The sequence below is a fragment of the Sphingomonas sp. 2SG genome (assembly GCF_005503285.1).
Classification (GTDB): domain Bacteria; phylum Pseudomonadota; class Alphaproteobacteria; order Sphingomonadales; family Sphingomonadaceae; genus Sphingomonas; species Sphingomonas taxi.
On the sequence record NZ_SCMZ01000002.1, the window covers coordinates 101,397 to 126,873 of the forward strand.

Annotated in this window: 20 protein-coding genes; 17 read left to right on the forward strand and 3 right to left on the reverse strand. The window is 63.2% G+C overall.

Going from position 1 to position 25,477, the window contains the following annotated elements; translation table 11 throughout:
* Positions 1 to 152: 152 nt before the first annotated feature.
* From FFS23_RS01570 to FFS23_RS01605, 8 genes are all read left to right on the forward strand, one after another.
* Entirely contained in the window at positions 153 to 2,117 is a 1,965-nt protein-coding gene (locus FFS23_RS01570) for a glycoside hydrolase family 36 protein (RefSeq protein ID WP_249340471.1), read from the forward strand.
* The gene (locus tag FFS23_RS01575) at positions 2,114 to 3,040 is read left to right on the forward strand and encodes a DMT family transporter (RefSeq protein WP_137897154.1); all 927 of its coding nucleotides are present in this window, start codon (positions 2,114 to 2,116) and stop codon (positions 3,038 to 3,040) included. Before FFS23_RS01570 ends, FFS23_RS01575 begins: the two co-directional genes overlap by 4 nt.
* A gap of 70 nt (positions 3,041 to 3,110) precedes the next feature.
* Positions 3,111 to 4,391, forward strand: coding sequence for a D-tagatose-bisphosphate aldolase, class II, non-catalytic subunit (locus FFS23_RS01580; protein WP_137897155.1), 1,281 nt, complete (start codon positions 3,111 to 3,113; stop codon positions 4,389 to 4,391).
* Positions 4,366 to 5,526 carry an SIS domain-containing protein gene (locus tag FFS23_RS01585; protein WP_249340472.1) on the forward strand — a complete coding sequence of 387 codons (1,161 nt, stop codon included), beginning with the start codon at positions 4,366 to 4,368 and terminating at the stop codon, positions 5,524 to 5,526. The genes FFS23_RS01580 and FFS23_RS01585 overlap by 26 nt, the downstream gene beginning before the upstream one ends.
* Positions 5,523 to 6,455, forward strand: coding sequence for an N-acetylglucosamine kinase (locus FFS23_RS01590; protein ID WP_137897156.1), 933 nt, complete (start codon positions 5,523 to 5,525; stop codon positions 6,453 to 6,455). The genes FFS23_RS01585 and FFS23_RS01590 overlap by 4 nt, the downstream gene beginning before the upstream one ends.
* Before the next feature lie 742 nt (positions 6,456 to 7,197).
* Positions 7,198 to 9,918 carry a TonB-dependent receptor gene (locus FFS23_RS01595; RefSeq protein WP_137897157.1) on the forward strand — a complete coding sequence of 907 codons (2,721 nt, stop codon included), beginning with the start codon at positions 7,198 to 7,200 and terminating at the stop codon, positions 9,916 to 9,918.
* Between the two features lie 339 nt (positions 9,919 to 10,257).
* Positions 10,258 to 10,944, forward strand: coding sequence for an HAD-IA family hydrolase (locus FFS23_RS01600; RefSeq protein ID WP_137897158.1), 687 nt, complete (start codon positions 10,258 to 10,260; stop codon positions 10,942 to 10,944).
* A gap of 80 nt (positions 10,945 to 11,024) precedes the next feature.
* A complete protein-coding gene (locus FFS23_RS01605; protein ID WP_137897159.1) occupies positions 11,025 to 11,741 on the forward strand; it encodes an IS6 family transposase in 717 nt (238 codons plus the stop codon).
* 276 nt (positions 11,742 to 12,017) lie between these two features.
* On the opposite strand, the gene FFS23_RS01610 is transcribed toward FFS23_RS01605, so the two are convergent.
* A complete protein-coding gene (locus tag FFS23_RS01610) occupies positions 12,018 to 13,037 on the reverse strand; it encodes a cation diffusion facilitator family transporter (protein ID WP_137897160.1) in 1,020 nt (339 codons plus the stop codon).
* Positions 13,038 to 13,212: 175 nt separating this feature from the next.
* Positions 13,213 to 13,395 (reverse strand): CsbD family protein, encoded by a 183-nt coding sequence (locus tag FFS23_RS01615; RefSeq protein WP_137897161.1) that lies wholly within the window; start codon positions 13,393 to 13,395, stop codon positions 13,213 to 13,215.
* A gap of 245 nt (positions 13,396 to 13,640) precedes the next feature.
* On the opposite strand from FFS23_RS01615, the gene FFS23_RS01620 reads away from it, so the two are divergent.
* Positions 13,641 to 14,579, forward strand: a complete 939-nt coding sequence (locus tag FFS23_RS01620; protein WP_137897162.1) for a lysylphosphatidylglycerol synthase domain-containing protein — start codon at positions 13,641 to 13,643, stop codon at positions 14,577 to 14,579.
* A 17-nt stretch (positions 14,580 to 14,596) separates the two neighbouring features.
* Positions 14,597 to 15,274, forward strand: coding sequence for an undecaprenyl-diphosphate phosphatase (locus FFS23_RS01625; protein ID WP_137897163.1), 678 nt, complete (start codon positions 14,597 to 14,599; stop codon positions 15,272 to 15,274).
* On the opposite strand, the gene FFS23_RS01630 is transcribed toward FFS23_RS01625, so the two are convergent.
* A complete protein-coding gene (locus tag FFS23_RS01630; RefSeq protein ID WP_137897164.1) occupies positions 15,181 to 16,440 on the reverse strand; it encodes a hypothetical protein in 1,260 nt (419 codons plus the stop codon). The two genes, FFS23_RS01625 and FFS23_RS01630, sit on opposite strands and share 94 nt — an antisense overlap.
* Positions 16,441 to 16,659: 219 nt before the next feature.
* Here FFS23_RS01630 and FFS23_RS01635 point away from each other — a divergent pair, with 219 nt between their 5' ends.
* The 7 genes from FFS23_RS01635 (at position 16,660) to FFS23_RS01665 (ending at position 25,403) form a co-directional block, all read left to right on the forward strand.
* A complete protein-coding gene (locus FFS23_RS01635; RefSeq protein WP_171009319.1) occupies positions 16,660 to 17,862 on the forward strand; it encodes a citrate/2-methylcitrate synthase in 1,203 nt (400 codons plus the stop codon).
* Positions 17,863 to 18,149: 287 nt separating this feature from the next.
* Entirely contained in the window at positions 18,150 to 18,998 is an 849-nt protein-coding gene (locus FFS23_RS01640; RefSeq protein ID WP_137897166.1) for an alpha/beta fold hydrolase, read from the forward strand.
* Between the two features lie 58 nt (positions 18,999 to 19,056).
* Positions 19,057 to 21,339 (forward strand): TonB-dependent receptor, encoded by a 2,283-nt coding sequence (locus tag FFS23_RS01645; protein ID WP_137897167.1) that lies wholly within the window; start codon positions 19,057 to 19,059, stop codon positions 21,337 to 21,339.
* Positions 21,336 to 22,733, forward strand: a complete 1,398-nt coding sequence (locus FFS23_RS01650) for an acyclic terpene utilization AtuA family protein (protein WP_212742889.1) — start codon at positions 21,336 to 21,338, stop codon at positions 22,731 to 22,733. Before FFS23_RS01645 ends, FFS23_RS01650 begins: the two co-directional genes overlap by 4 nt.
* Positions 22,730 to 23,053: a DUF4387 family protein gene (locus tag FFS23_RS01655; RefSeq protein ID WP_137897168.1), complete on the forward strand. Its 324-nt coding sequence runs from the start codon at positions 22,730 to 22,732 to the stop codon at positions 23,051 to 23,053. The genes FFS23_RS01650 and FFS23_RS01655 overlap by 4 nt, the downstream gene beginning before the upstream one ends.
* Positions 23,050 to 24,501 (forward strand): MFS transporter, encoded by a 1,452-nt coding sequence (locus FFS23_RS01660; protein ID WP_137897169.1) that lies wholly within the window; start codon positions 23,050 to 23,052, stop codon positions 24,499 to 24,501. Before FFS23_RS01655 ends, FFS23_RS01660 begins: the two co-directional genes overlap by 4 nt.
* Positions 24,498 to 25,403: a PDR/VanB family oxidoreductase gene (locus FFS23_RS01665; protein WP_137897170.1), complete on the forward strand. Its 906-nt coding sequence runs from the start codon at positions 24,498 to 24,500 to the stop codon at positions 25,401 to 25,403. The genes FFS23_RS01660 and FFS23_RS01665 overlap by 4 nt, the downstream gene beginning before the upstream one ends.
* Positions 25,404 to 25,477: the final 74 nt, after the last annotated feature.

A 25,477-nucleotide genomic window follows, 5' to 3' on the forward strand; every position in this document is an offset into this window, starting at 1 on the left:
CTGCTACGAGAGGCATGCGCGTGTCGAACACATCCATATCCCGGCGTCGCCTGATCGCGCAGCTTGCGGGCGGAGCGGCCGTCGTCGCTGCCTGCCCTGCCGTCGCGCGAGTTTCGCGCCCGATTGGACCGATCACGCGAATCAGCGACGGCGTGCTGACGATCGAATTCGACGCCGGGCTGCACTCACGCCTGTCGCGCGGCGGGACCGTGCTGACCGCAATGGAACCGGGCGAGGCGATCCGCCTGGTCGGCCAGCAGCCGATCGACCGCTTCCTTCTCCTCGACCAGAGCAGCGAAGCCGTCTCGGGACCGCATGGCAGCGGTAGACTCCATCGGCTGCGCGGCACCGCGGCGGGCGGCATCGAGAAGCGGATTGCGGTGACGATGCTCGACCGCTATCCCGGCCTCGCGATGCTCGACGTCGCCTATCGCAACACTGGTAAGACGCCGCTCGCGATCGCTGGATGGCAGGCGGCGGCGCACGATCTGCTCGCGCATCCGGAGGGAGCCTGGAGCTTCTCGGGCGCCTCCTACCCCGATCGGCGCGACTGGGTGCAGCGCGTGGCGCCAGGGTTCGGCCAGCGAAACTTCATGGGCATGAACGCGTCCGACTACGGCGGCGGCACCCCAGTCGCGGCTGTTTGGCGGCGCGACGTCGGGCTTGCGGTCGGCCACATCGACACGGTGCCGCGGCTGGTGTCGCTGCCGGTCGCTGGGCAGCCGACGGGAACGCGGATCGCGATCGCGGGCGACGAGCCGATGACTCTCGCACCCGGCGCGTCGCTTGCGCTGCCGCCGATCCTCCTGATGGTGCATGACGGCGATCACTTCCGTCCGCTCGACGCCTATCGCCGGCTGATGGCGGAGCGCGGAATCGCCGCCCCCGCGATACCGGAGCCGAGCTACGCGCCGGTTTGGTGCGCCTGGGGCTACGGCCGCGACTTCACCATCCCCGAGGTGCTGACTGCGATGGGTAAGGCCAAGGATATTGGGCTCGATTGGGCGGTGATGGACGACGGCTGGCAGACGTCGGAAGGCGACTGGAAGCTCAATCCCGCCAAGTTCCCGCGCGGCGACGCCGACATGAAGGCGTTTGTCGGTCAGATCAAGACGGCGGGCATGCGGCCACGGCTCTGGCTCGCCCCGCTCGCCGCGGATCCCGGCACCGACCTGCTCCGCGACCACGCCGACATGCTGCTGCTGGACCGCACAGGTGCCGCACAGAACGTCAGCTTCTGGAACGCGTTCACCCTGTGCCCGGCTTATCCGCCGGTGGTCGACTACTTCCGGGGTCAGATCCGCCGCATCATCGGCGACTGGGGCTTCGAGGGGCTGAAGCTCGACGGCCAGCATCTCAACGGCGTCGCGCCCTGCTACAATCCCGCCCACAACCACGCGCGGCCCGAGGAATCTTTCGAGAAGCTGCAGAGCTTCTGGAAGGCGCTCTACGACGAGGCAATGGCGATCAACCCGGAGGCGGTGGTCGAGATCTGTCCCTGCGGCGACTCCTTCGCCTTCCACAACATGCCGGGGATGAACCACACGCCCGCATCGGATCCGACGTCGTCGTGGCAGATCAGGCTCAAGGGCAAGACGTTCAAGGCGATGATGGGGCCCTCCGCGCCGTTCGCGGGCGATCACGTCGAACTCAGCGACCGGCACGACGATTTTGCCAGCCACTACGGCATCGGCGCGATCGTCTCGACCAAGTTCACGTGGCCGCACGATCCGGTCAACACCACCGATCCCCTGCCGCCGGGCGGCATCGCGCTCACTCCCGAGCGTGAACGCCTCTGGCGCAAATGGATCGCGCTGTACCGCGCCGACATGCTGCCCAAGGGCGAGTATCTCGGCGGGCTCTATGACATCGGCTTCGACAAGCCTGAGGGCCATGCGATCCGTGCCAGTGGCCGGATGCACTATGCATTTTACGCCGATAGCTGGTCGGGGAAGGTTACCTTGCGCGGATTGCCCCCGGGCACTCACCGACTGACCGACAGCTTCACCGGCGCTTCGCTCGGGATGGTCGACGGACCGGTGGCCACCGTCCCGGCGCGCTTCGAGCACTTCCTGCTGATCGCCGCCACCCCCATCACCACGAGGGGCGTCGCATGAGCGGTCTCGCATCATCAAGCGGGCGAGCCTGGCTGTTCAACGCGCTCGCCACAGTCGTGCTGTGGGGCGTGTGGGGCGCATTCTCGGGCCTGTCGCCGCAGCACGGCTTCCCCGAGACGCTCGTCTACTGCGTTTGGGCGCTAACGATGATCCCGCCCGCCCTGATCGTCCTCGCGCAGGCGCGATGGAAGCTCGACGTCAATCCGCGGGCGATCGCTTATGGTCTTGCCGTGGGTGGCCTGGGGGCGGGGGGGCAGATGGTGCTGTTCTACGCGGTCACGCGTGGCCCCGCCTATCTGATCTTTCCGGTGATCTCGCTGTCGCCGGTGGTCACGATCATCTTGTCCTTCCTGTTCATGGGTGAACGGACCGGCAGGCTCGGCGCGATCGGCATCCTGCTGGCGCTGCTCGCGCTGCCGACGTTCGACTTTGCGCCGGGCGGCGATGCGCAGGGCGGCGGCTGGATCTGGATGGCGTTCGCCGTCATGACCTGCTGGGGCCTGCAGGCCTATTTCATGAAGTCCGCCAACCGCGTCATGTCGGCGGAAAGCATCTTCTTCTACATGACCGTGACCGGCTTGGCGCTGATCCCCGCGGCACTCGTGCTGACCGACTTCAGCCGTCCGATCAACTTCGGTCTCGATGGTCCGCTGCTCGCCGCCGGCATCCAGGTTCTCAACGCCATCGGAGCGCTGACACTGGTGTTCGCTTTCCGCTACGGCAAGGCGATCATCGTGGCGCCGCTGACCAATGCCGGGGCGCCGCTCGCCACAGCGATCATCTCGCTGGTCGCGCTCGGCGTCATGCCGGGACCGGTCAAGTTCATCGGCATCGGTCTCGCTCTCGCCGCCTCGCTGATGCTTGCGTTCGAACCCGATGCCGCGGCTGGTGACGACGATAGCGAAGCTACTACCGCAGCATAGTAGTTTTGTTTCGATTCGTTTCGTTGCCTTTCCTAAAAGATTCCCCTATCTCGAACGAAAGGAGATAATCGTGAAGCTGATCGAAGACATCATCGCCCGGCACAAAGCCGGCGAACGCGTCGGCGTCACGTCGGTGTGCTCGGCGCATCCGCTGGTGATCGAGGCGACGTTTGCCCATGCGCTGCGTCATGACGTGCCGGTGGTGCTCATCGAAGCAACCTCGAACCAGGTGAATCAGGACGGCGGCTACACTGGCATGGTGCCCGCCGACTTCCGCGCCTTCGTCGAGGGGATCGCAAGACGTTTGGACTTCCCGCTCGACCGCCTCGCTCTGGGCGGCGATCACCTCGGCCCCAACGCCTGGACCGCGCTTCCCGCCGAGGCGGCCATGGCGAAGGCGGAGACGATGATCGCCGACTACGTGCGCGCCGGCTTCGGCAAGATCCATCTGGACTGCTCGATGTCCTGCGCCGATGACCCGACGCCACTTGCCGAACGCACGATCGCCGAACGCGCCGCGCGTCTCTGCCGCGTTGCCGAGGACGCCTTCGTCGGCGAGCCGGCGGACGCTCCGGTCTACGTGATCGGCACGGAGGTGCCGGTGCCTGGCGGCGCGGCGGAGGACCTCGACACGCTCGAAATCACCTCGCCTGAGGCGGCGCTCGCGACGGTCGATATGCATCGTGCGCTGTTCAGCGAGCTTGGGTTGAACGCAGCGTGGGCCCGGGTGATCGCGACGGTCGTTCAGCCGGGCGTCGAGTTCGATCACATGAAGGTGGTCGACTACCGCCCCGACGCCGCTGCCGATCTCAGCGCCGCCATCGTGCCGGTCGACCATCTGGTCTTCGAGGCGCATTCCACCGACTATCAGACCGCAGAGGCGCTGAGCGCGCTGGTTCGCGACCACTTCGCCATCCTCAAGGTCGGTCCCGGCGTCACCTTCGCGCTGCGCGAAGCGTTGTGGGCGCTCGATGCAATCGAAAGCGAAACGGTCGAAGAAGGGCGCGGCGATCTGCGTGCGGTCGCGATCGCGCGGATGCACGCCGAGCCCGCCAACTGGCGCAAATATTATCACGAGAACGGAGCTGCGCTCGACCTCCAGCTGCAGTACAGCCTCAGCGACCGCATCCGCTACTACTGGCCGGACCCTGCGATCGTCGCGGCGCAGGAGCGATTGTTCGCCAATCTCCGGGCGCAGGTGCCGCCTCTGCCGCTGCTCAGCCAACATCTGCCGCTCGCCTATGCCGCCGCTCGCGCCGGAACTGCGACCCTCGACCCGGTCGACCTCATCGTCGCGCAGATCGGCGCGACGCTCGACGCCTATCATGGAGCCTGCCATCCCGATGCCTGAGACCCTAGTCGCGGTCGATCCGCAGGTCGCAAACGACGACAGCTGGACCCGGCGCGAAATCCACCAGCAGCCCGCCACGCTGCGGGCGACGCATGCGGTGCTCGCAGCGGAACGCGACGGCATCGCCGCGTTTCTCGCGCCCCTGCTTGCGCAGCCCGATCTGCGGATCATGCTGTGCGGCGCGGGTACCTCCGCCTTCATCGGCGAATGCCTCGCGCCCTGGCTGACCGCGACGCTTGGCCGCCCGGTCGAGGCGGTGGCCACCACCGACATTGTCGGATCGCCGAACTTCTATCTCGATGCGAGACGGCCAACGCTGATGGTGTCGTTCGGGCGATCGGGCAACAGCCCGGAGAGCGTCGCCGCGGTCGAGCTGGCCGACGCGCGGCTGACGTCGGTCCACCACCTGGTCATCACGTGCAACGACGATGGCGCCCTAGCGAAGCGTCCTGGCGCGATCGGCCACGTCGTCCGCCTTCCCGAAGAGACGCACGATCGGGCCTTCGCAATGACGTCGAGCTTCAGCGCCATGCTCTACGCGGCGCTTGCGATCTTCACCGGTATTGACGCCATGGCTACGCGGATCGAGGCGATCGCGGAAGCCGTCGCGACTACTTTGGAGCATGCCGACGCTGAAGCGACGGAACTCGCCGCATGCGATTTCGACCGGGTCGTCTACCTCGGCAGCGGCGCATTCCAGGGGCTGGCGCGCGAGTCGGCCTTGAAGCTGCTCGAATTGACGGACGGGGCGATCCCGACCGCGTTCGACTCGTCGCTGGGCTTCCGTCATGGCCCCAAGACGATCGTGACCGAGCGTACTCTGGTCGTCGTGTTCGTCTCGAACGATCCCCTGACCCGGCTCTATGATCTCGACATCATCGCCGAGCTGCGGGCCGACGGTCGCTGCGGCCGGGTGCTGCCAGTCATGGCGCGCGACGGGGTCGACGATGCACTGCTGGTGCTGAACGGGACGCTGATGGCGGATGCCGACCTGCTTTTTCCCTACGTGGTGCCGGCGCAGCTATTCGGCCTGCACTGCTCGCTTCGCCTCGGACGCACGCCCGACCAGCCCAACGCGAGCGGCACGGTCAACCGCGTCGTTCAGGGCGTGCGCATCCACACGCAGCCCGCATGACGGTCTACCTTGGCGTCGATGGCGGCGGCACGAAGACGGAATTCGTCTGCATCGACGCGCAGGGTGCCGTGATCGCGCGGGCGCTGACGGGCACGACCTATCATCTGCAGGTCGGGCTCGACGAGGCGTTGTCGCGCATCGCTCGTGGCATCGGCGAGGTCTGCGCGACGCTGGACCTTGCGCCTACCGCGTTTGACTACGTCTTCCTGGGGCTGCCGGCGTTCGGCGAGGACGCCGGCATCGATCCGCTGCTCGACGCCGGCTGCGCGCGCGTGCTCGGTCACGATCGATACCGCTGCGACAACGATATGGTGTGCGGGTGGGCGGGATCGCTGGCCTGTGCCGATGGGATCAACCTCGTCGCTGGCACCGGTGCGATCGGTTATGGCGAGCGGCACGGTCGCCGCGCCCGCGCTGGCGGCTGGGGCGAGGTGTTCAGCGACGAGGGCTCGGCGTACTGGATCTCGATCCAAGGACTGCAGGTCTTCACCAAGATGAGCGACGGCCGCCTTCCCAGTGGTCCGTTGCGGCAGATACTGATCGATTCCCTTCGCCTCGACAGCGATCTTGCGATCTGCGCGCGCGTCATGGGCGGCTCGGGAATGACCCGTGACGAGATCGCCGCGCTCGCCCCGCTGGTTGCGCAGGCAGCGGAGGCGGGAGACACCGCCGCGACCGCGATCTTGGAACGCGCGGGCCAGGAACTGGCGGAGATCGCCGAGGCGCTTCGTGTCGCTCTCGACTATGACGAGCACGAGCGGGTCGCGCTGTCCTGGTCTGGCGGCGTGCTGACCAAGCAGCCCGCGGTACGAGCTGCGTTGCTACGCCGTCTGGAGACGCGCGCGCAATATGACGTCATCGCTCCGCGTCATGAACCAGGATTGGGCGCGGCCTTGTATGCCCGCCTTCTAGGTTCACGACCGGAGTAAAGCTCGTTGCGTAGGGATTCCGGCAAGGGTCCGGCGCCACAAAGCGGAAGTGCATCCGCGGGATCATTCAAGACCAGCAAACTGAGTGGGCGTCGTGGCCAAAGATCCTGCAGCAGAGCCGGTCGCCATCGCTAGGATGCTGAAATCACACAGAGGGCGATGAAGGTCATGTGACCTGTTCCCAGAATTCGCCGCGACGTCTGCCGCGCAAGACGGTGCCCAGACGTCCGACCTGCCTCACGGTAGCACTAATCAGCCTCGACTATCTCGAACCGCCATCCGCTGCGGTCGGCACCGTGATGCGAGTTGGAACTCGCAAGAGCGCGGGACGGACAACCCGGCATTTTAATCGGCTGATCGTCCCCATTGGTTCTTAGAACTTCAGGATGGAACGACAGGTCATGGGCGGTCACCGGTGCCTGTATCCGGTCGCCTCCGATCAAGGCACGCCGAACACACGAGCCGACCCAATTCACTCTTTCTTATAGTTTCGGTTGGTTTCGGTTTGACTTCACACTGTTACCGCATCTATCTACGCAACATAACGCGCGATCCGATGAATCGGACGGGTGAGCAGGGCAGCTAGGTGCGGGGCTGAAGACGGCAGGCTCGATCGGTAACGGTCTGAACCGGCAGCGATGTGACGGCGACGAGCAGCAAGGCGTTCCTGCCAAACTAGCTACGTTCCCGAATGTTTCGCTCAGCTTCGTGACCCGCAGGGATCATCAGAAGGGGAGAAGGCATGAAGAATCTGCTGGATACGAAGGACCGGCTTGCGCGGCGATGCCGCCTAGAGGCTTTTTGGCTGGGAACCGCCATGGCCATAGTGACGCCAGCTGTCGCCAAGGCGCAGGAGGGCTCGACGATCCAAGGCTCGGCTTCCGCCTCGCCAGCGCCTGAGCAGACCATCGGCGCCACCGACGACACGGGTCAGGACATCGTCGTCACTGGTATCCGAGCAGGCCTCGAACGATCGATCAACGTCAAGCGCAAGGCGGTCAATGTCGTCGACGTCATTTCGGCAGAGGACATCGGCAAGTTCCCCGACAACAATCTGGCCGAATCTCTCCAGCGCATTCCGAGCGTCACCATCGACCGTTCGGAGTTGGGAGAAGGACGGCAGATCAATCTGCGCGGTCTGGGTACCGGCTTCACGCGCACCGAGATCAACGGCGGATTCGCCATCAACGGTCTTGATCTGGGCGTTCTCGCACCGGAGATCTTCTCGCGCGTCGCCGTCGAGAAATCCTCTTCGGCCAGCAGCGTCGAGGGCGGACTCGCCGGCACGGTGAAGATCGAGACGATCAAGCCCTTTGATAGCCCCGGTCTCCGGATCGTCGCAGTCGGCGGAGGGCAGGTGGGCCAGAAGTCCAAGGTGATGCCCAGGACTTTCGGCCTGATCAGCAAGAACTGGGACGATCGCTTCGGCATCGCTCTCGGGGTGGCGTATTCGAAGGTCGACTTCCGGACCAACGAGATCGCCTACGGGCCTTGGGTGCCGTTCCGCCTGATCGCGAACGCCAACGCGCTCGCCACGGCACCGTCGACGCTTCTCGATGCGGCGACGCCCCGTACCGCGGCCTACTACAGCTACATCGAACAGCGAAAGAACATTGGCGGTACCGCCGCCTTCCAGGCTAAGCTGGGCGACGGCTTCGATCTTACCGCCGACTTCCTCTACGCCGAGATCGACGGGGCACGACACGACGACCGGCCGGACGTCCCGATCGAAGGGAACAACGCCGCTCCCACCAACTATACGGTGGAGGACGGCGTGGTGACATCGGGTACGTTCGCCGGCGTGCAGAACCGCGTCGGCACAAGCTACCGGCCGCAATACCAGCGCGTTTGGCAGGGCACGCTACGCGCCGATCTGCGACCAAACGAGCATCTGACGGTGTCGCCCGCAATTGCCTTCGCCAAGCGGAACGAGCGCACGGAGCTCCAGCTCTTCTCGTTCGCGATCAACAACACTACCGCCAGCTACGACGTGAACGGCAGCGTGCCGAACTTCACGTCGGGTTCGACCGACTTCCTGTCCAATCCGCAGGACTTCGGCTTCAACGTCTTCATCTTTGACCGTTTCCGTCAAACCACCGACGAGCTGATGGCGAAGATCGACGCCAAATATGCCTTCGACGACGAGGATCGGTTTTCGATCCGCTTCGGTGGACGCTACACCGACCGCACGACCAGCCGGCGTGGCGAAAACGCAGGGCTGTATCAGGGCTCCCCGCTCCTCACCGCGAACTCGCCCTCGCTGGCCGGGGTTGCGATCACGCGGCCCTTCAGCGTCAAGGGCTCGCCTTCGCAAACGCCCGACCGCATTCTCGCCGTGGATCCCGCGCTTGCGAAGAAGTACTTCTACCCGAACGTCGGCGATCCCTACGTCGCGCCCGAGTTCTTTCCGTATCTGACTGGAAACGATCTGCGGTCCTTCGCCGTACGTGAGGAGACGTTCGCAGGCTACGCACAAGCAAACTTCGTCATCGGCGCGGTGTCGTTCGATGTCGGCATCCGCTACGTCAACACCAGCACCCGCACGGAGGGTACTCAGCTCGTCGGCGAGACGCCCCTCGCCCGCAGCGACAGCGGCAAGTCGGCGAACTGGCTTCCGGCCGCGAACGCCCGGTGGGAGCCGATCCAGAACGTCGTGGTGCACGGTGCGTTGAGCCGCTCGCTGACTCGCCCGGACCTCGACTCCCTGACGCCGACGCAATACATCAACTCGGGACCGCAGACGGGGACCCGGGGCAACCCCAACTTGCGGCCCTACACGGCGGATCAAGCCGATCTTAGTGTCGAGTGGTATTGGCACCCCGGCTCATTGCTGAACGTCGGCTACTTCTACAAAGACATCAAGGATCTCATCACCCAGCGGACGGTCAATGAGGTTGCGACCTTTCCAGACCAGCTCACCGGCCTCCCCACGACGGGGGTGATCGCGTTCACGGAACCTGCGAACGGCAACTCGGCGTGGGTCAGCGGTCTCGAAGTCGGTCTCCAGTCGCCTTTCTACTTCCTTCCGGGGGCGCTGTCCGGCTTCGGTACCGTCCTGAATTATACGCGGGCTGCAAACCGAGCGAAGATCGACAATCCCGATGGGACGACCCTCCGTCAGGATCTGCCTGGTCTCTCTCGGAACGCTTACAACGCGGTGCTCTACTACGAGAAGTCTGGCTTCGATGCCCGCTTCGCCTACTCATGGCGCAGCACCTATCGTCGCTCCGATCCGGTGGGAGCCCAGTTCGGGGCGGAACGCTACGTCCGCAGCTTCGGGCAACTCGACTTCTCCAGCAGCCTGCCGGTCACGAAATGGCTGCAGCTCAACTTCGACGTGACGAACGTGCTCGACAAGCAGCGAAAAGAGTTCATCCGTATCCCCTCGACCGGAGCCACCCCGCCGGCGAACGTCATCGAGCTAGAGCGTCGTTTCATCGTGACGGCACGGGCGGTATTCTGACGTTTGGTGGACGGACATCCTGCGACGGCACCCCCAGCCCTCGCAGGATGTGCTCACCAATTCCGAAGTCCCTCGGTCGCCAGAACCGAATTATACCAGTGAGCCTTGATCAAGTAGTCCAGGCGGACGGCTTGCTCGTCAATGCGCCGATCGACCCCAATGTGAGCCGCTTAGGCCAGCCCACCCTAGCCCGCTCCATTGGATCATGGCCGGCGCTCTCTTAGATGGTGGTTCGCGCTGAGCGTGATCCGTCAGATCGGTACAATAGATGCGTCAATCGCCTGTTCGACGATGTTCCTGACTTTGAACGCCGCCAAGCTGTCCGTATGATCTCGTGCTATGCATATTCCAAAGACCGCTCTCGCCGCCGTTCCCCACGACGGCCGTCACTTCGCCGCATTCCTGTTCGACATGGACGGGACGCTGATCACCAGCATCGACTCCGCAAACCGGGCGTGGACGAGCTGGTCGCTGATGCGCGGCTTCGACCCGGCCCACGTCATCTCCATCATGCACGGCGTCCGGACGGTGGAGACGATGAAGACGCTCGGCGTCGCTGATCCGGTGGCGGAAGCGGCCTGGATCACGCGAAGAGAAATCGAGGATACCGACGGCGTGGAGGCGATACCGGGTATATTCGCTTTCCTGGCCAGTGTTCCGAAAGAGCGCTGGGCGATCGTCACCTCGGCTTCACGCGCGCTTGCCGAGGCCCGTCTTCGCCGAGCAGGCATCGAGATTCCGCCGGTTCTGGTCACCTCGGAGGACGTGGAGCGCGGCAAACCGGATCCTGCATGTTTCCTCCTCGGCGCGGAAAGGCTGGGGGTCGCGGCTTCGGACTGCCTCGTGTTCGAAGACACCCTGGCGGGCCTCGGCTCTGCGGACGCCGCGGGCGCGGCCAGCCTCGCAATTACGTTCACCCATCACGATCCAATCGGCAACGCTCATCCGGCGATACACGACTATAAGGGCCTTTCGGTCGTAGCAGAGGCCGAAGGGCTCCTGCTGACAAGAGGCATGCTTAGATAGCGCGGCCACTTCATGAAAATGGGCGGCTCCGTCAAACCAAATGCACCGGCCGGTAAGCCGAGCAGGGTAGGGGCTTGGTCATGCCTCGTGCCCGCAAGCCAGCCTCGCCGTTCCGCTACTTCAACTCATCGCCTGAGGTGATCCGGCTGGTGGTGCTGATGTACGTTCGCTTTCCGCTGTCGCTACGCAACGTCGAGGATCTCCTGTTCGAGCGCGGGATCGACATCTGCCATGAGACAGTGAGGCTGTGGTGGAACAGGTTCGGTCCGCTGTTCGCAGGCGAGGTGCGCCGCCAGCGGATCAGCCGCATGCGGGGGTTACGCCACTGGCGCTGGCACCTCGACGAAATGTACGTGAAGCTCAACGGTGAGATGGTCTACCTGTGGCGAGCGGTGGATCATGAAGGCGAGGTGCTCGAGAGCTACGTCACTCGCACCAGGGACAAGGATGCAGCACTCACCTTCATGAAGAAGGCACTCAAGCGCCACGGCTCTCCACAAGCGATCACCACCGATGGCCTGCGCTCCTACGGCGCAGCGATGAACGAGCTCGGCAACCGCGACAAGCAGGAGGTGGGACGCTGGGTCAACAACCGGGCGGAGAATTCGCACCTGCCGTTTCGACGACGAGAGCGAGCGATGCTCAGGTTCAGGCAGATGAAGACGCTGCAAACGTTCGCCTCAATGCACGCCAACGCCCACAACCACTTCAGCTTGGAGCGCCACCTCGTTGATCGACAGACCTACCGGAATCGACGCTCCGCCGCGCTGGCGGAGTGGCAGGTGCTCGCTAGCTAGGCTGCGACCGTCAAAGACCTAAGTGCATCGTGTGGAGAGCGGTTCGCATTAGACTGACAGCACCGGCCTGAGGCCTCACGACCCGGAGCACGCCGACGCTCCGCGCAGAGGAGCGAAGCGGCGGTGTCCTCATTTCATCGCGAGGGAAATGCGTATACACGCAAATTAATGAATGTCTGGAGTTGGGAAGCGGGCAGGGCGGTTCGAATGACTGCTTCTGGTTCCTCGTCACAGGGGGGGTAGGTCGCCTGCTTCTGCCAATAGGCCTTGAACACTCTAGCTGTGCTCCGCCGGCAGCATGCGTTGATACCCCTCGTCTTCGTCACCCTCGCGCTCCAGCGCATCCACCTTCTCACCAATGTCGCCTAGAGCTTCGCGGTGGCGATCGATAGACTGGGCTTCGATGTAGACACGCCGAACCTCGGGAAAGTCCTCGCGGATGCCATCCTCAACGTCCGACACGATGCGTTCGACAGTGCCTGCAAGAGTGTCGTCATCGAAGTCGGCCGACACGAGCACCAGAACTTCTGACGGCCCAAAGTGCATGGTGCGAACCTCATTGACCTCCTCGATCGGCCTCACACGTGCCAAGATCTCGCGGAGCCGCTCCTCAATCGCTGGATCAGCTGCTTGACCAGTCATGAGCACATAACAGCGACGGGCGAGGCTCACCGCCGTGAACGCCAGAATCACCCCGATGACAATCGAGGTCCAACCATCAAGCGCGGGTATGTCGAGCGTCACCGCTAGCCCAATGCCGATCAAGGCGGCGAGCAAGCCGGCGAGTGCAGCTGTCTCTTCATAGATGACGGCGAATACGGTTGGGTCGCGGTGCTGCCGTATGGTCTCCATCATGCCCCGTTTGCGGCGCCTTGCCTCGTTGCGGACCTGTCGCAGTGCCACGGTTAAGGACGAGCCTTCTAGCAGGATCGCGACAATCAGGATGAGGACGTTGACCCATGCGCTTTCGATCGGTTCGGGATGCGCAACCTTCTCCGCGCCTTCGTAAATCGCGACGCCCGACCCAAGCGCAAAGACCGCCATTGCAACCACGAAGCCCCAAAAATACAGGCGAAGACCATAGCCGAATGGGTGGGATGCGTCGGCGGGACGGCTTGCGTCCTTCATGCCAAACAGCAGCAATATCTGATTGCCGGTATCTACAAGGCTGTGAATGCCTTCCGAGGCCATTGCGGAGGAACCGGTGTAGGCAGCCCCGCAGAATTTGGCGATCGCGATGCCGGCATTGGCTGCTAGGGCGGCATAGAGGGTGCGTTTGGAGGCGTGTGCGGACATGCGCCCCTATCGGCTCTCAAAATCAATCTGGCTAATAGCTTCAACGAGTTGATGACGAAGGCGTTCGACAATCCGCTTTTGAGCGGTGTCGCACTTAGACTAGGACGGGGTTGACGCACATACAGAAAGGGTCGCTTCGCCGGAGCGAAACGACCCTTTCATGCGATCAAGTTGGTCAGATTTTATCGTTTAGAGCGCCTTTGACGCTGCCTTTCACGTCTTGACCGGTGCCCTTGAGCTGCTGCGCCTTGCCTTCGGCTTCCAGCTGCTGGTTGTCGGTGGCATCGCCGTAAAGCTCCTTAGCCTTGCCCGCGATCTTGTTGCCTGCTGCGTCGAGCTTGTCGGTGAATTCGCCCATGATAATCTCCTTCGCTCCGTCGCCGGAATCGTTTGGGTTCAAGCTGATAACGGCAGGGGCGTTAAGCCGTTCCGTCACGGCCGCCTTCATGATGGACAAGGCCTGGCGCGATCGCGGGGCGCGGCTTATACGGCGGGGCAGACTTCGCCCACGATTACGTGTAGCTACGCCGCACGACGCCACGCGGCTTCAAGGCCCGAACAGAGCTCTGCCGGCTCTTCGCTATCGAATTCTGAGTTCTCGACTTGTCCTTACGTACCATCTTAGTCGCCTTAGCAACGGTCGCTGTCCTGGCAGTCTCAGGCGTCGCGTTGCACCATCTGCTCGTGGGCATGTCGTGGAACGACGTTGTGACCGCCGTCCACGCCATCCCCAAGGCGGCGCTTGCCGGCGCGGCGATCCTGACGGCGCTCAGCTATTTCATTCTGACCGGCTTCGACGTGCTCGCGCTGCGACTGGTCGGACGAAAGGTCCCCTATCCCGTCACCGCGCTGGCGGCGTTCACCAGCTATATCTTCAGCCACAACTTCGGTTTTGCGGCGCTGACCGGCGGCGCCGCACGATACCGCATCTATAATCGGCACGGCGTGACGCTCGGCGAGGTCGGGCAGATCATGATCGTCGCGGGCGTGACCTTTTGGCTAGGCGCCTTTCTGCTGCTAGGGCTGGCATTCGTCATCCTCCCCGACCTGCCAGCGATTGGCGACCGCGCCGTGCCGCCTGCGTTCCAGACCGCTGCCGGGCTGGCGACGCTCACACTGCTCGCCGGCTATATGATCGCGCTTGGCGTTCTGAACGGCCGGTCGGTGCGATTGTGGCGCTGGGTGGTGCAACTGCCGACCTGGCGGATGGCCGTGGCGCAATTCGCGACCGGCACGCTCGACCTGCTGACCGCAACCGCCGTGCTGTTCGTGCTGCTGCCCGCACCCGATCCCGCGCTCTATCCTACGGTGCTGGTCGGATATCTGCTTGCTATCATCTCCAGCCTACTCGTCCACGCCCCCGGTGGTCTTGGCGTGTTCGAGGTGGTGATGCTGGCCGCGCTGCCGCAGATCGACCGTACCGGGCTTGTCGCCGCGCTGCTGACCTTCCGGCTCGTCTATTATCTGATCCCGCTCGCGATCGGGGTCCTGCTGTTCGCCGGCCATGAGGTCGTGGCGTTGCGTCGATTGCGCAGCGACTGAAGAATTCGCGAGTATCGATGACCACCTATACTACCGCACAATGGCTCGAGGCCGCATTCCTTGGGCTGTTGCACGGGCTGACTGAATTCCTGCCCGTATCCTCGAGCGCGCATCTGCGGATCGCGGGCGCGCTGCTGCCGTCGGGCACCGATTCCGGCGCGGCGTTCACCGCGATCACGCAAATCGGGATCGAAGCCGCGGTGCTCCTGTATTTCCGACGCGACATCTGGCGGATCACACTGGTGTGGCTGACCGCAGTGGTGAAGCATCCGGCCACGCTGTCGCCCGACGCGCGGCTTGGTTGGCTCATCATCCTCGGCACCTTGCCGATCGCCATCCTCGGGGCGCTGCTCAAGCACCAGATCGAGGGCAATTTGCGCAAACTCTATATCACCGCGACGGCGCTGATCGGCTTCGGGCTGATCCTCGGCGTCGCCGACCGGATCGGTGCGCGGCGGCTGACGCTGGAGCGGCTGGGGTGGGGGCATGGCCTGCTGCTCGGCTTCGCGCAGGCGCTGGCGCTGGTGCCGGGTGTCTCGCGCTCGGGGGGCACGATCAGCGCAGCGTTGCTGCTCGGCTATACGCGCGAGGCGGCAGCGCGCTATTCGTTCCTGCTGGCGATCCCTGCTGCCTTTCGGTCGATGAGGGCTGAAGTTTGCGCAATCTTCGGGTCGGCAGAGACGGTGATTTCGTGAAGGTGCTTCGCCTCGATAGCCAATGTGGAAAGCGGCTGACTGATCTCATGAATCACTGCGACCGACATCGCCCGCAACGTCTTGAGTCGTTCCGCCTGGTACAGCAGACGGTCGCGACGTGACAGGTCGGCCTGAGCACGCGCCTGTGCATCGGCGAAGCTGCCGGCGAGGTAACCGACGACTACGATGGAGGCGAGGCTCATGTGCAACGCGAGCCGTTCGGCGACTGGCATGTTGGTGGCGGTGTACGGCAGGACGATGGCCGCCACGATCAGGATCGCCCACCAACTGGCTGTGCGCCCGAACCGCAGGCCGATCCACGCAACGGCGAGCAGTGCAGGGGTCGCGGGAGTACCCAGGCCGATACGGACAAGTGAAAGGCTGGCCACGATGGCCGCTTCGAGTACCGCGGCAGCTTCCCCCAGTGCAGCAACGTGTCGTGCGGCCGGATGCAGGACCAGCGTCCGGTCCTGCGCAGCCTGGATGACCCAGAGCAACGGCGGAGCAACCAGCAATACGCCTAGCATGTCGCCAACAGCGAAACTGGTAAGCGACGCCAGTGTCTGCCGCAGGCCGACGACACCGGTCAGCTCGGGACTGAGCAAAGACCAAGGCAGCGAGACCATGGCTGCCGCGACGGGAGCCGTCACGGCGGCCAGGCCCAGCGGCATAGGCGCAACGCCAAGGCTGGAACTTGACCGGGCCGCAAGGTGGCGCACCAGCCAGACTACGAGCCCGTAGATCAATGCAGGTCGCGCGACGCCGATCGAAGCCGTAAGCCAGCCAGGCTGGCTTGGGACGATGATGCCGGCGATCATCTGTACGACCATTTCCATGGCGATGAGCGACATCGTCAGTTTCGGTCCACGGCTCCACAGCAACGCGAGTCTGACACCCGCTGCCGGATAGAGCAGCGAGTAATACCCCTGACCGCCCCAACCCGCAGCGACATGATGCGCACAGGCGAATGCCACGGGATAGCCGGCGATCCACGGCAGGTCGCCGAGACGGGTATTGCTGCACTCATTGCGGATCGAACCGACGGAGGAAGAGGAAGGAGCTGCAACGGCATGAGCGCTGCCTAAATGCATTGCACCTCGAAATACTATCGGGGAAAGTCCCGGATGTGCCGCCGTGTCCGGATGGTTTCGCGCGGTGAGGGACATAGCCGCAACCGCCATCGTCGTTTCCGCTTATTCAGAGCTTGAAGGCGGCGGCTTTCCTTAATGAACAGATGTCCGTTTTAGGCGAGAGCCGAATGTTGGCTGAACGGCCGGTTCTGGGTCAACTCTCGGCAGACGCGCATTCGCAGGATCACTTCATTGTCATATTGACAGTTTATATTATGTTCAGCAAGCTGCTGTCATGATTGCAAAGGGTCTATCTTGACCGAAATCGTCAATGCTGAGCTTTCCAACGCGACCTACCTGTCGGCTGAGGAGGCGGCGGCAGCCTTGGGGGTCACGCGCGCTACCCTCTATGCCTATGTCAGCCGGCACGGTATTCGATCCTGCGCAGTCGCCGGGTCCAAGCAGCGTCTGTATTGGAAAGAGGACATCCTGCTCGCCAAGCGCCCGCGAGGGCGCCCGCGCGTGCAGGAGGCGGAGCCGCCCCGTGAGTCCTCAATTTCGCTCATTTCCGACGGTCGCCTCTACTATCGTGGTCAGGACGCTGTGGCCCTGTCGGCTACAGCGACTCTGGAGGAAGCAGCCTGCCTATTGTGGGATGCGCCGCGAGATATATTCAATCAGCGACCACCCGAATTACCGAAGGTGGCTGTGCAGATCGGCAAGATCATGGAGGAAGCTTCCGCTGCGGAGCGCGCGATCGCCATGCTTCCGATGATTGAAACGGCCAATCCACGCGCGTTCGATCTCTCGGCAGCCGGTATGATGGCGTCCGGCGTCGATGTGCTGCGCTGTGTTACCTCCATCATCCTCAGGACGTATGCGCCTTCCGATGAACCGGTTCACGACCAGATAGGGGAGCGCTACGGCCTTTCTCCGGTATGGCGCGATCTAGTCCGCCGCCTGCTGGTGCTCTCGGCGGACCTCGGCTTCGAGCCGGTCGCGTGCGCCGTCCGAGGTGTTGCGGGCGTTGGCGTGTCCCCGTATCGCTCGGTGCTCACGGGTCTGCTGCTCCTAGGGGCACGACGGACCCAACTCGGGCGGCTAGGCGGCATTTCGACGCTGCTCGACGAGATCATAGAGCAGGACCCGCAAAGGGCGGTGGTCAGACGCTTGCGCGAAGGCGCGCCTATCCCAGGCTTTGGTGGTGGCGTCTTTCCCGGAGGCGACCCGAAGGCAATGGCCCTGCTGGATGCTCTCAGCCAGATAGACGATCATCAGGAGACTTTCGCCAAGTTCCAGGTGGCGATCAGGATCGTCAGTGACGCGTTAAATATCCATCCGAGCAGTACTCTGGTTGGCCAATATATCAGCCGGTGCCTGAAGCACGATCCACGAGACTCTCTGATCGTACTAGGCCGCTGCGCAGGTTGGATCGCACATTCAAAGGAGCAGTACCTGTCTCGGGAAAGCGGACGTCCGGCCTCGATCTATGTCGGGAGCTTGCCGATCACGTCGTGAGATCAGCCGGTGCCGCTGCCTATTGGTTCGGCGTGCTCCTTCCGGGTCTCGACACACGAATCCTGTTAGCGCTTCCGCAAGACGCCACACGACATTCTGTCCGCGCTGTCCGCCCGCCGGGCAGGCAATAGGCGCGGTTGGCCGATCTTCCTTGTTCGGACAGCAACAGGGATCGCATCATATAGATGATTTTCGTCAAGATTGACGCAGCTGCGTAAGTCGCTGCAGCATTGTAACCATCAAGTAATGTTGATGACAAAGATCAATCTTGGGCGGGCAACTTTTCGATGAATAATGCTTTCAAGCATCGGCGCCTCCTGTGGCCGATGGCGCAATTTGCCTTCAAGCAGGATTCGCGGTTCTCCTATTGCCTGCATATCCCCGAAGGCTTCACCGAAGACCCGACGCGCTTCCGGCTGCTCGTCGCGGTGCACGGCACTGGACGCGCTTGCATGGCCTATCGCGATACCTTTGCGCCGTTTGCCGCTGCTAGCGACTATGTCCTTCTGGCGCCGCTCTTCCCCGTGGGCGTGATGGGCGATGACAATGCCGACGGGTACAAGTACATGCTGGAGCACGGACTTCGATACGATCATCTTCTGCTCGGCATGGTGGCCGAGTTGGAGGAAATGCTCGAGCATTCGTTCGGGCGCTTCGATCTGTTCGGCTTCTCCGGGGGCGCGCACTTCGCGCATCGCTTCTACTATCTTCAGCCGCAGCGCCTCCGCTCGGTGATAGTCGGTGCGCCCGGCGGCGTGACGCTGCTGGACGACACGCGCGATTACTGGATGGGGACGCGCGATTGGGAAGCGCGCTTCGCCCAGCAGATTGATGTCACCGCGATGCGGGACGTGCACTCGATGCTGCTGGTCGGCGGCGATGACACGCAGGAATTCACTTATCCGCCCGCTTTGTTGCAGCATGCTCCCGACATGGCGCTGCTGGGCCGCAACCGCATCGAGCGAAACGCCACGCTGCACCGCAACTGGCTTGATCACGACCTTCCGGTCCAGCGGCAGGTCGTGCCGGGTATCGCGCATGCGGGCCTGCAAATGGTGCCGCACGCCACGGCCTTTCTGAGCCGATTGCCGCGCGAGGGAACGGCAGACGTGGTTGAAGCCGACGGGACCGTTTGAGCCGAATGGCTCCACCATCGGCCGTAATCAAACAGATAGATTAGGGAAGGGGATAGGAATGGCGAGCACTACCAAGCGTTTCGCACTGGGTGCTTCAACTGCGCTGAGCATGGTTCTGTCGTCGCCGGCAAAGGCGCAGATCAGCACCAGCGGCCCGACCGCCACATCTCTAGCGGCGGCTCAGGCGGCTCAGACGACTGCCGCTCCACAGGAAAGCACGGCACCTGCCGGAGACATCGTAGTGACTGCACGTCGGCGCGCCGAGTCGCTCCAGAGCACGCCCGTGACAGTGACCACCTTCACCGGCGAGCAGCTCTCAGCCCGCGGGATCACGAACTTCGACGCGCTGGCTCGCGCCACGCCGGGTGTGAACTTCGATGCGTTTCCGAGCGCCGCGCCGCGCCCCTATTTTCGCGGCGTGGGCAGTACCAACCAGGGTGCCGGTGGTGACCCTTCCTCCGTCGCGTTCTTGGACGGCGTTTATCTGGCCCGCGCTCCGATGCTGGGCATCGACTTCTACGATATGGAGCGAGTGGAGGTGCTCAAGGGACCGCAAGGCACTTTGTGGGGCAAAAACGTGGTTGGCGGTGCGATCAACTTCATCACCAACAAGCCAACGCACGATGCCGAGGGAAGTGGTGAGATCACCGTGGCCCAGTATGGCCAGCTCAATGGCAATCTGATGCTGAACCTGCCGGTAACCGAAGGCATCTCGACCCGGTTCGTGCTGGGGGCGATCACCAATGACGGCTTTCGGAAGACGGCGACCGGGCAACCGCTGGACAATGACAACAAGCTCAGCGCGCGCGGCCAAATAAAATTCGATGTCGGCGCACGCTCGTTCCTCTTGCTGTCCGGCGACATCGCGGACCAGAACCTCGGCGATAATTCGCGCTACAACGTAATCCTTCTGCCGTTCCGCACGGGCGGTCCCTACGGCTATGACGATTACAATCGGCCGCGCACCACCAACCCGGATGTGCAGGGGTACACGCGTTCCAAAACCGGCGGTGCGCGCGCTGAGTTTAACACGGATGCGCTCGGCATCGCGAACTGGACCACCACGCTCGGCTGGCGGACGCTCGACTATGCATTTCTGAATGACCTGGACGGAACAAACGCCGCGACTAATCTCGCCAACCGTCTGCCGACGAACGGCCTGCAACTGGTGGGCGTTGAACAAGCGGACTCTTATTCGGCAGAATCACGCTTGTCCTCGCTTGGCACGGGGCCGCTCAACTGGGTGCTTGGCCTCTACTACAATCATGACGACATCTATCGTGAGCGCGAGACCCAGCAGCAGCTGAACCCGCCAACGATCAACAACTTCGTCGCGCGGTCGCGTAACGACAGCTACGCCGTATTCGGGGAGGCGCAATATGCCTTTGAGTTCGGCCTGCGGCTGTTCGGTGGCGGGCGCTATACGAAGGAGGAGAAGGAATATCACCTCAAGCGCCTGACCGGTCCTCGCGTGGCGCCTATGATAAATTTCGATACCGGCGCAACGCCGGGCGTCTTCGACAAAGGCGTGTTCACCTATCGGGCGGGCGCTGACATGCGCTTCAACGAAAACATCTTCCTGTTCGGCTCGGTTTCCACCGGCTTCAAGTCCGGCTCCTTTCCCGAACAGCCGACCAGCGCATTGCTCGCGCGTACGCCGACGGCACCCGAACGCGCGACCAACTACGAGGCAGGGTTCAAGACCGACTGGCTCGATCGCAAGCTGCGCTTCAATGTGTCGGCGTTCCTGATGAACTACACTGATCTGCAAACAATCAAGATTGTGCCAGACCTGAGCCAGGGTCCGGTGGGCTCGCGCGCCACGATCGACAATGCTGACGCTCGCATCAAGGGCGTGGAGACCGAGTTCGTGCTTCGGCCGGTGACCTGGTTTGACACCACCGTGCGCTATTCCTTCCTAGACGCCCGCTATACCAGGTACATCCAGACCGCCTCGTTCGATGCCGCGGGGCAACCCAGCTTTACCGATGCTGCTGGCAATCGCACCACCCGCACGCCGCGGCACGCATTGGTTGCGGACGTCGGCTTGCAGACGCCGGCGCGGCCATGGGGCTGGCTGCGCGGAGAGGTGACGATGGATTACCAGAGCGACATCTTCGACAACGCCGCCAATCTTTATACCGAGTATCGCCGCCCCCGCACGCTGTGGAACGCCAGCATCGCCTACCACCCCGATGACCGGTTCACGATGCGGCTCTGGGTCAAAAACCTGACGGACGTCGAATATCGGACCTGGGAGACGTCCAACCCGGCCTACCTTTTTGTGCAATACGGCCCGCCGCGGCAGGTGGGTGCCACATTGAGCGCGCGGTTCCGGTGACCGACATTCCCAAAGGCTATGCCACGTCTCCGACGATCAACGTGATCGTGCCCACCGGTGCGCTTGGTGCCGGTGTCAGGGACGCGGATGTCCGCGCCGGGCTCGCCATGGGAGGGCATGTGATCGCCTGTGACGCGGGATCAACCGACAGCGGCCCCGCCTATCTCGCGACGGGGCGGCCCAAATACTCTCGTGCCGCGGTGAAGGCCGATCTCGCCATCCTCATGCAGGCGCAGCACGACAGCGGCCTGCCGCTGCTGATTGGTTCGTGCGGTACCTCTGGTTGCGACATGGCGCTGGATTGGACCGCGCAGATCGCGTCTGAGATCGCGGCAGAGCGCGGACTTTCCCCGCAGATTGCATTGCTCTACTCCGAGCAGGACGCAGCCGTGCTGGATCAAAAGGCATCGCAGGGCAAAGTTGGAGCGCTCGCTCCGATGAACGGCGTGCCTCCGGCGTTCGCCGACTGCGATCACATTGTCGCTCTGATGGGGTCGGAGCCTTATATCGCGGCACTGGAGGCCGGCGCGAACATCGTGCTTGGCGGTCGCACGACCGACACAGCGGTCATCGCCGCCGTTCCCCTGATGCGCGGGATGGGGGCGGGTGCCGCTTGGCACGCAGGTAAGATCGCCGAATGCGGCGGGCTGTGCACGCGCAACAGCCGGGATGGGGGTGTGATCGTCCGCGTCGGCAGCGACGTGTTCGAAGTGGAGCCGCTCAGCGCCACAAACACCTGCGATCCTTACACTGTATCAGCCCACATGCTGTACGAGAACGCCGATCCCTTCCGCCTGGCTGAGCCGGGCGGCGTGCTGGACGTGACGGCGGCCTGCTATGAGGCAACGAACGCCCGGACAGTTCGCGTGACAGGCTCGGTTTTCGAGCGGCAGCCCTATACCATGAAGCTTGAAGGTGCGTCAGCCGGCGCCTTCCAAACGATCATGTTCGTCGGCATCCGCGATCCCAAGGTCGTTGCGGAGATCGATGCGCTGATCGAGCGCATGCACGGCCTCATGTGCCAGCGCGTCGCCGACACGATGGGACTGGCGCTGGATGCCTTTTCCATCTCGCTCAGGCCATATGGCTGGAGCGCGGTGTCCGGCCAGCCGCCGGCCGATGCACCGCCTCCGCCCGAGGTCGGGCTGATGTTTGTCGCGACGGCAGCAACGCAGGATGTGGCAACGCAAGTTGCCAAGACGTGCAACCCGATCTTTTTTCACATGCCTTTGCGCATGGATCAAGAGATGCCGAGTTACGCCTTTCCATTCTCGCCGGCCGAGATCGAGCGCGGGCCGGTCTACGAGTTCCGGCTGAATCATGTGGTCGCGCCCGATGACCCGCTTGAACTCGTGCGGATGCGCTTCCTCAAGGATGGACGGATTTTGGCATGAATACGGTGTCCGATGTGTGCCGCTATGTCCGGTCGAAGAATGCAGGCCCGTTCTGGATCACGGTGGACCTATTTTTCAAAGATGCGAAGCTGTTCGCCCGCCATGCGGCGACTGAGACCTTGTCCCGTGACGCTCTGGCTCGAATCTTCCGTGCAGACCCGGCGCAGGTAAAGTGGTTCGCGATCCCCAATCTGCTTGTCATCAAGTTCAGCTACCCGCGCGTCGAGGCGCAGGGCGGCGCTCTCGAGCGGGACATGCATGGTGGCCAGCAATTCGTCGAAATACTCGATTTGCCGCTCGATCCGGAACAGGGCCGATGACCGAGATTGTCACGCCAGTGCTTGGCCCCCGTCCCGCAGTCGGCTGGCCGACCTTGGTGTTCTATGGCCTTGGCGCTTGTTCCACCGGCATCAAGATGCGAGCGCTAAGCAGCTTCCTGCTGATCTACTACAACCAGGTGCTAGGCCTGCGGCCGACCACGGTTGCGCTCGCCATTTCGATCATCACCGTATTTGATGCGATCGTTGATCCGATCACCGGCTACATTTCCGACAATACGCGCTCGCGCCTCGGGCGGCGTCACCCGTTCATGTATGCTTCGGCCCTGCCAATCGGCCTGTCCTTCTTGATGCTTTGGAACCCGCCTGCATGGATGTCCAGTGATGGGCTATTCTTCTATCTGCTCGGGTGCCTAATGGCGCTGCGGCTGTTCGATACTTTCTTCGAGCTGCCGTCGATCGCGCTCGCGCCGGAACTAGTAGCAGAATATCATCGCCGCACGTTGATCGTCAGCATGCGAATTTTCTTTCGTACGTTTGCGGGCGCCCTGTTCACCATTGCGGCCTTCCAGATCTTCCTGTCGCCGGAGCATGGCGGGGTGACCGATCGCAGCGGCTACCTGTCGTTTGCTATTGCGGGCTCGACGGCGATGGTCGTGTCCATTCTCCTATCCAGTGCGGCGACTCAGCGATACATCCCGTGGCTCCGCAAACCAGCGCCGAGCGCGGGACGGAGCGGGGGTGGGGGCGGGCGGTTTTTTCGTGACGTGCTTGGATTGTTCAAAGAACCTGCCGCCCGCGTCATGCTGGGAGCGGGCATGCTGGTAGCGGTCGTCAGCGGCGCGCGTACCGGGCTGGACCTCTATTTCGGACTGTATTTTTGGGGTTTGGCGCAGGGGCAGCTCGCTGTCCTCGCATCGCTCACCGCAGTCGCGACGCTAGTCGGCGCGGTAATCCTCCAGCCCATCGCCAAACGGATGGACAAGCGTAGCGGCCTGATAACAATTTACACGCTCGCCATGATCACCGGTGCGCTCCCAATCTTGCTTCGGTTGTTCAACCTGCTTCCGGCCAACGGCCGTCCTGCCCTGTTCACGATCCTCGCTGTGGAGATCGTCATCCAAGGGGTGCTCTATGTAATGAGCGCGTCGATCATGAACTCGATGCTGTCTGATGTCGTCGAGGAGCTGGAGGTGAAGACCGGCAAGCGCTCCGAAGGCCTGCTGTTCTCGGCCGACGCCTTCTTCAGTAAGGCGGTGTCGGGACTCGGCGTGCTGATCTCCGGCGGCGTGCTGTGGCTGGTCGCCTTCCCGAGCAAGGCGGCGCCGGGTAGCGTTCCTATGGATACCCTATGGCGGCTCGGAGCCGTCTACCTTTTGGTGAGCCTCCTCCTTATGATTGTGGTCCTGCTGCTGATCCGGCGGTTCCCGATTGATCGCGCCCGGCACGACAGGAACCTCGAGTTGATCGCCGGTTCAAAGGAACCGTGACGAACGTCCATTTTCCGGAGCAGGTCGAGGTGACGCTCGCAGGCAGCGGGGAACCGCTTCCTGCATGGGCGCCGGGCGCGCATGTCGAGATCGAGCTGCCGAACAGCTTGGTCCGCCAATTTTCGCTGACTGGGGAGCCAAGGGCCGGCCGCTGGATCTTGGCAGTGTTGCTCAAAGGGGATGGGCGCGGCGGATCACGGTTCATACACCACGACCTGGCCATCGGCACCGAGGTCCGGGTCAAGCCGCCGCGCAACCACTTCCCCCTTGTGGACGACGAACCCGTGCTGCTTGTCGCCGGCGGCATCGGGATTACGCCGATGATCCCGATGATGGCGGCCCTCAAGGCGCAAGGGCGGGAGCATCAACTTGTCTATCTTGGCCGTTCGACCGAAACCATGGCCTATGCCGACGAACTGGTGTTCCGCCACGGCGATCATGCGCTCGTCTGGCCCGCCGACGAGCGCGGTCGCTTCGACCTGAATGCGCTGCTGGCCGGCATCGGCGGGGACGTGACCGTCTATTGCTGCGGACCGGAACGATTGATCCAGGCGGTGGAGGCCGGATGCGAGGCTTATCGCCTACGTTTCCGCGCTGAACGGTTCGCACCCGTGCAGTACGACGATCGTGAGAACCTGCCGTTCGAGATCGAGTTGCGATCGACCGGCGAGGTGTTCCCGGTCGCTGCCGACGAAACGATCCTGACGGTGCTCGGCCGTCAAGGCGTGTTCGTCCAGTCCACCTGCCAGGAGGGAACCTGCGGAACGTGTGAGGTAGGCGTCGTCGACGGTTCTATTCTGCACCGCGACTCTGTCCTCACAAAGGAGGATCGTGCTGTCGGCGACACGATGATGGTCTGCGTTTCGCGCTGTGCCGGGAAGCGCCTCAAGCTGTCGCTGTGAGCCGAATGGGTGAACGATGGATGCGTTCGCACCTTCGATCTCCTGTCACCCCTAACCGGCAGGACGTGAAGCGG

Bases quoted from the DNA above. Each gene is read 5' to 3' on its own strand.
- FFS23_RS01575 (WP_137897154.1), top strand. From the start codon at position 2,114: ATGAGCGGTCTCGCATCATCAAGCGGGCGAGCCTGGCTGTTCAACGCG.
- FFS23_RS01585 (WP_249340472.1), top strand. From the start codon at position 4,366: ATGGAGCCTGCCATCCCGATGCCTGAGACCCTAGTCGCGGTCGATCCG.
- FFS23_RS01590 (WP_137897156.1), top strand. From the start codon at position 5,523: ATGACGGTCTACCTTGGCGTCGATGGCGGCGGCACGAAGACGGAATTC.
- FFS23_RS01595 (WP_137897157.1), top strand. From the start codon at position 7,198: ATGAAGAATCTGCTGGATACGAAGGACCGGCTTGCGCGGCGATGCCGC.
- FFS23_RS01600 (WP_137897158.1), top strand. From the start codon at position 10,258: ATGCATATTCCAAAGACCGCTCTCGCCGCCGTTCCCCACGACGGCCGT.
- FFS23_RS01605 (WP_137897159.1), top strand. From the start codon at position 11,025: ATGCCTCGTGCCCGCAAGCCAGCCTCGCCGTTCCGCTACTTCAACTCA.
- FFS23_RS01610 (WP_137897160.1), bottom strand. From the start codon at position 13,037: ATGTCCGCACACGCCTCCAAACGCACCCTCTATGCCGCCCTAGCAGCC.
- FFS23_RS01615 (WP_137897161.1), bottom strand. From the start codon at position 13,395: ATGGGCGAATTCACCGACAAGCTCGACGCAGCAGGCAACAAGATCGCG.
- FFS23_RS01625 (WP_137897163.1), top strand. From the start codon at position 14,597: ATGACCACCTATACTACCGCACAATGGCTCGAGGCCGCATTCCTTGGG.
- FFS23_RS01630 (WP_137897164.1), bottom strand. From the start codon at position 16,440: ATGTCCCTCACCGCGCGAAACCATCCGGACACGGCGGCACATCCGGGA.
- FFS23_RS01640 (WP_137897166.1), top strand. From the start codon at position 18,150: ATGAATAATGCTTTCAAGCATCGGCGCCTCCTGTGGCCGATGGCGCAA.
- FFS23_RS01645 (WP_137897167.1), top strand. From the start codon at position 19,057: ATGGCGAGCACTACCAAGCGTTTCGCACTGGGTGCTTCAACTGCGCTG.
- FFS23_RS01655 (WP_137897168.1), top strand. From the start codon at position 22,730: ATGAATACGGTGTCCGATGTGTGCCGCTATGTCCGGTCGAAGAATGCA.
- FFS23_RS01660 (WP_137897169.1), top strand. From the start codon at position 23,050: ATGACCGAGATTGTCACGCCAGTGCTTGGCCCCCGTCCCGCAGTCGGC.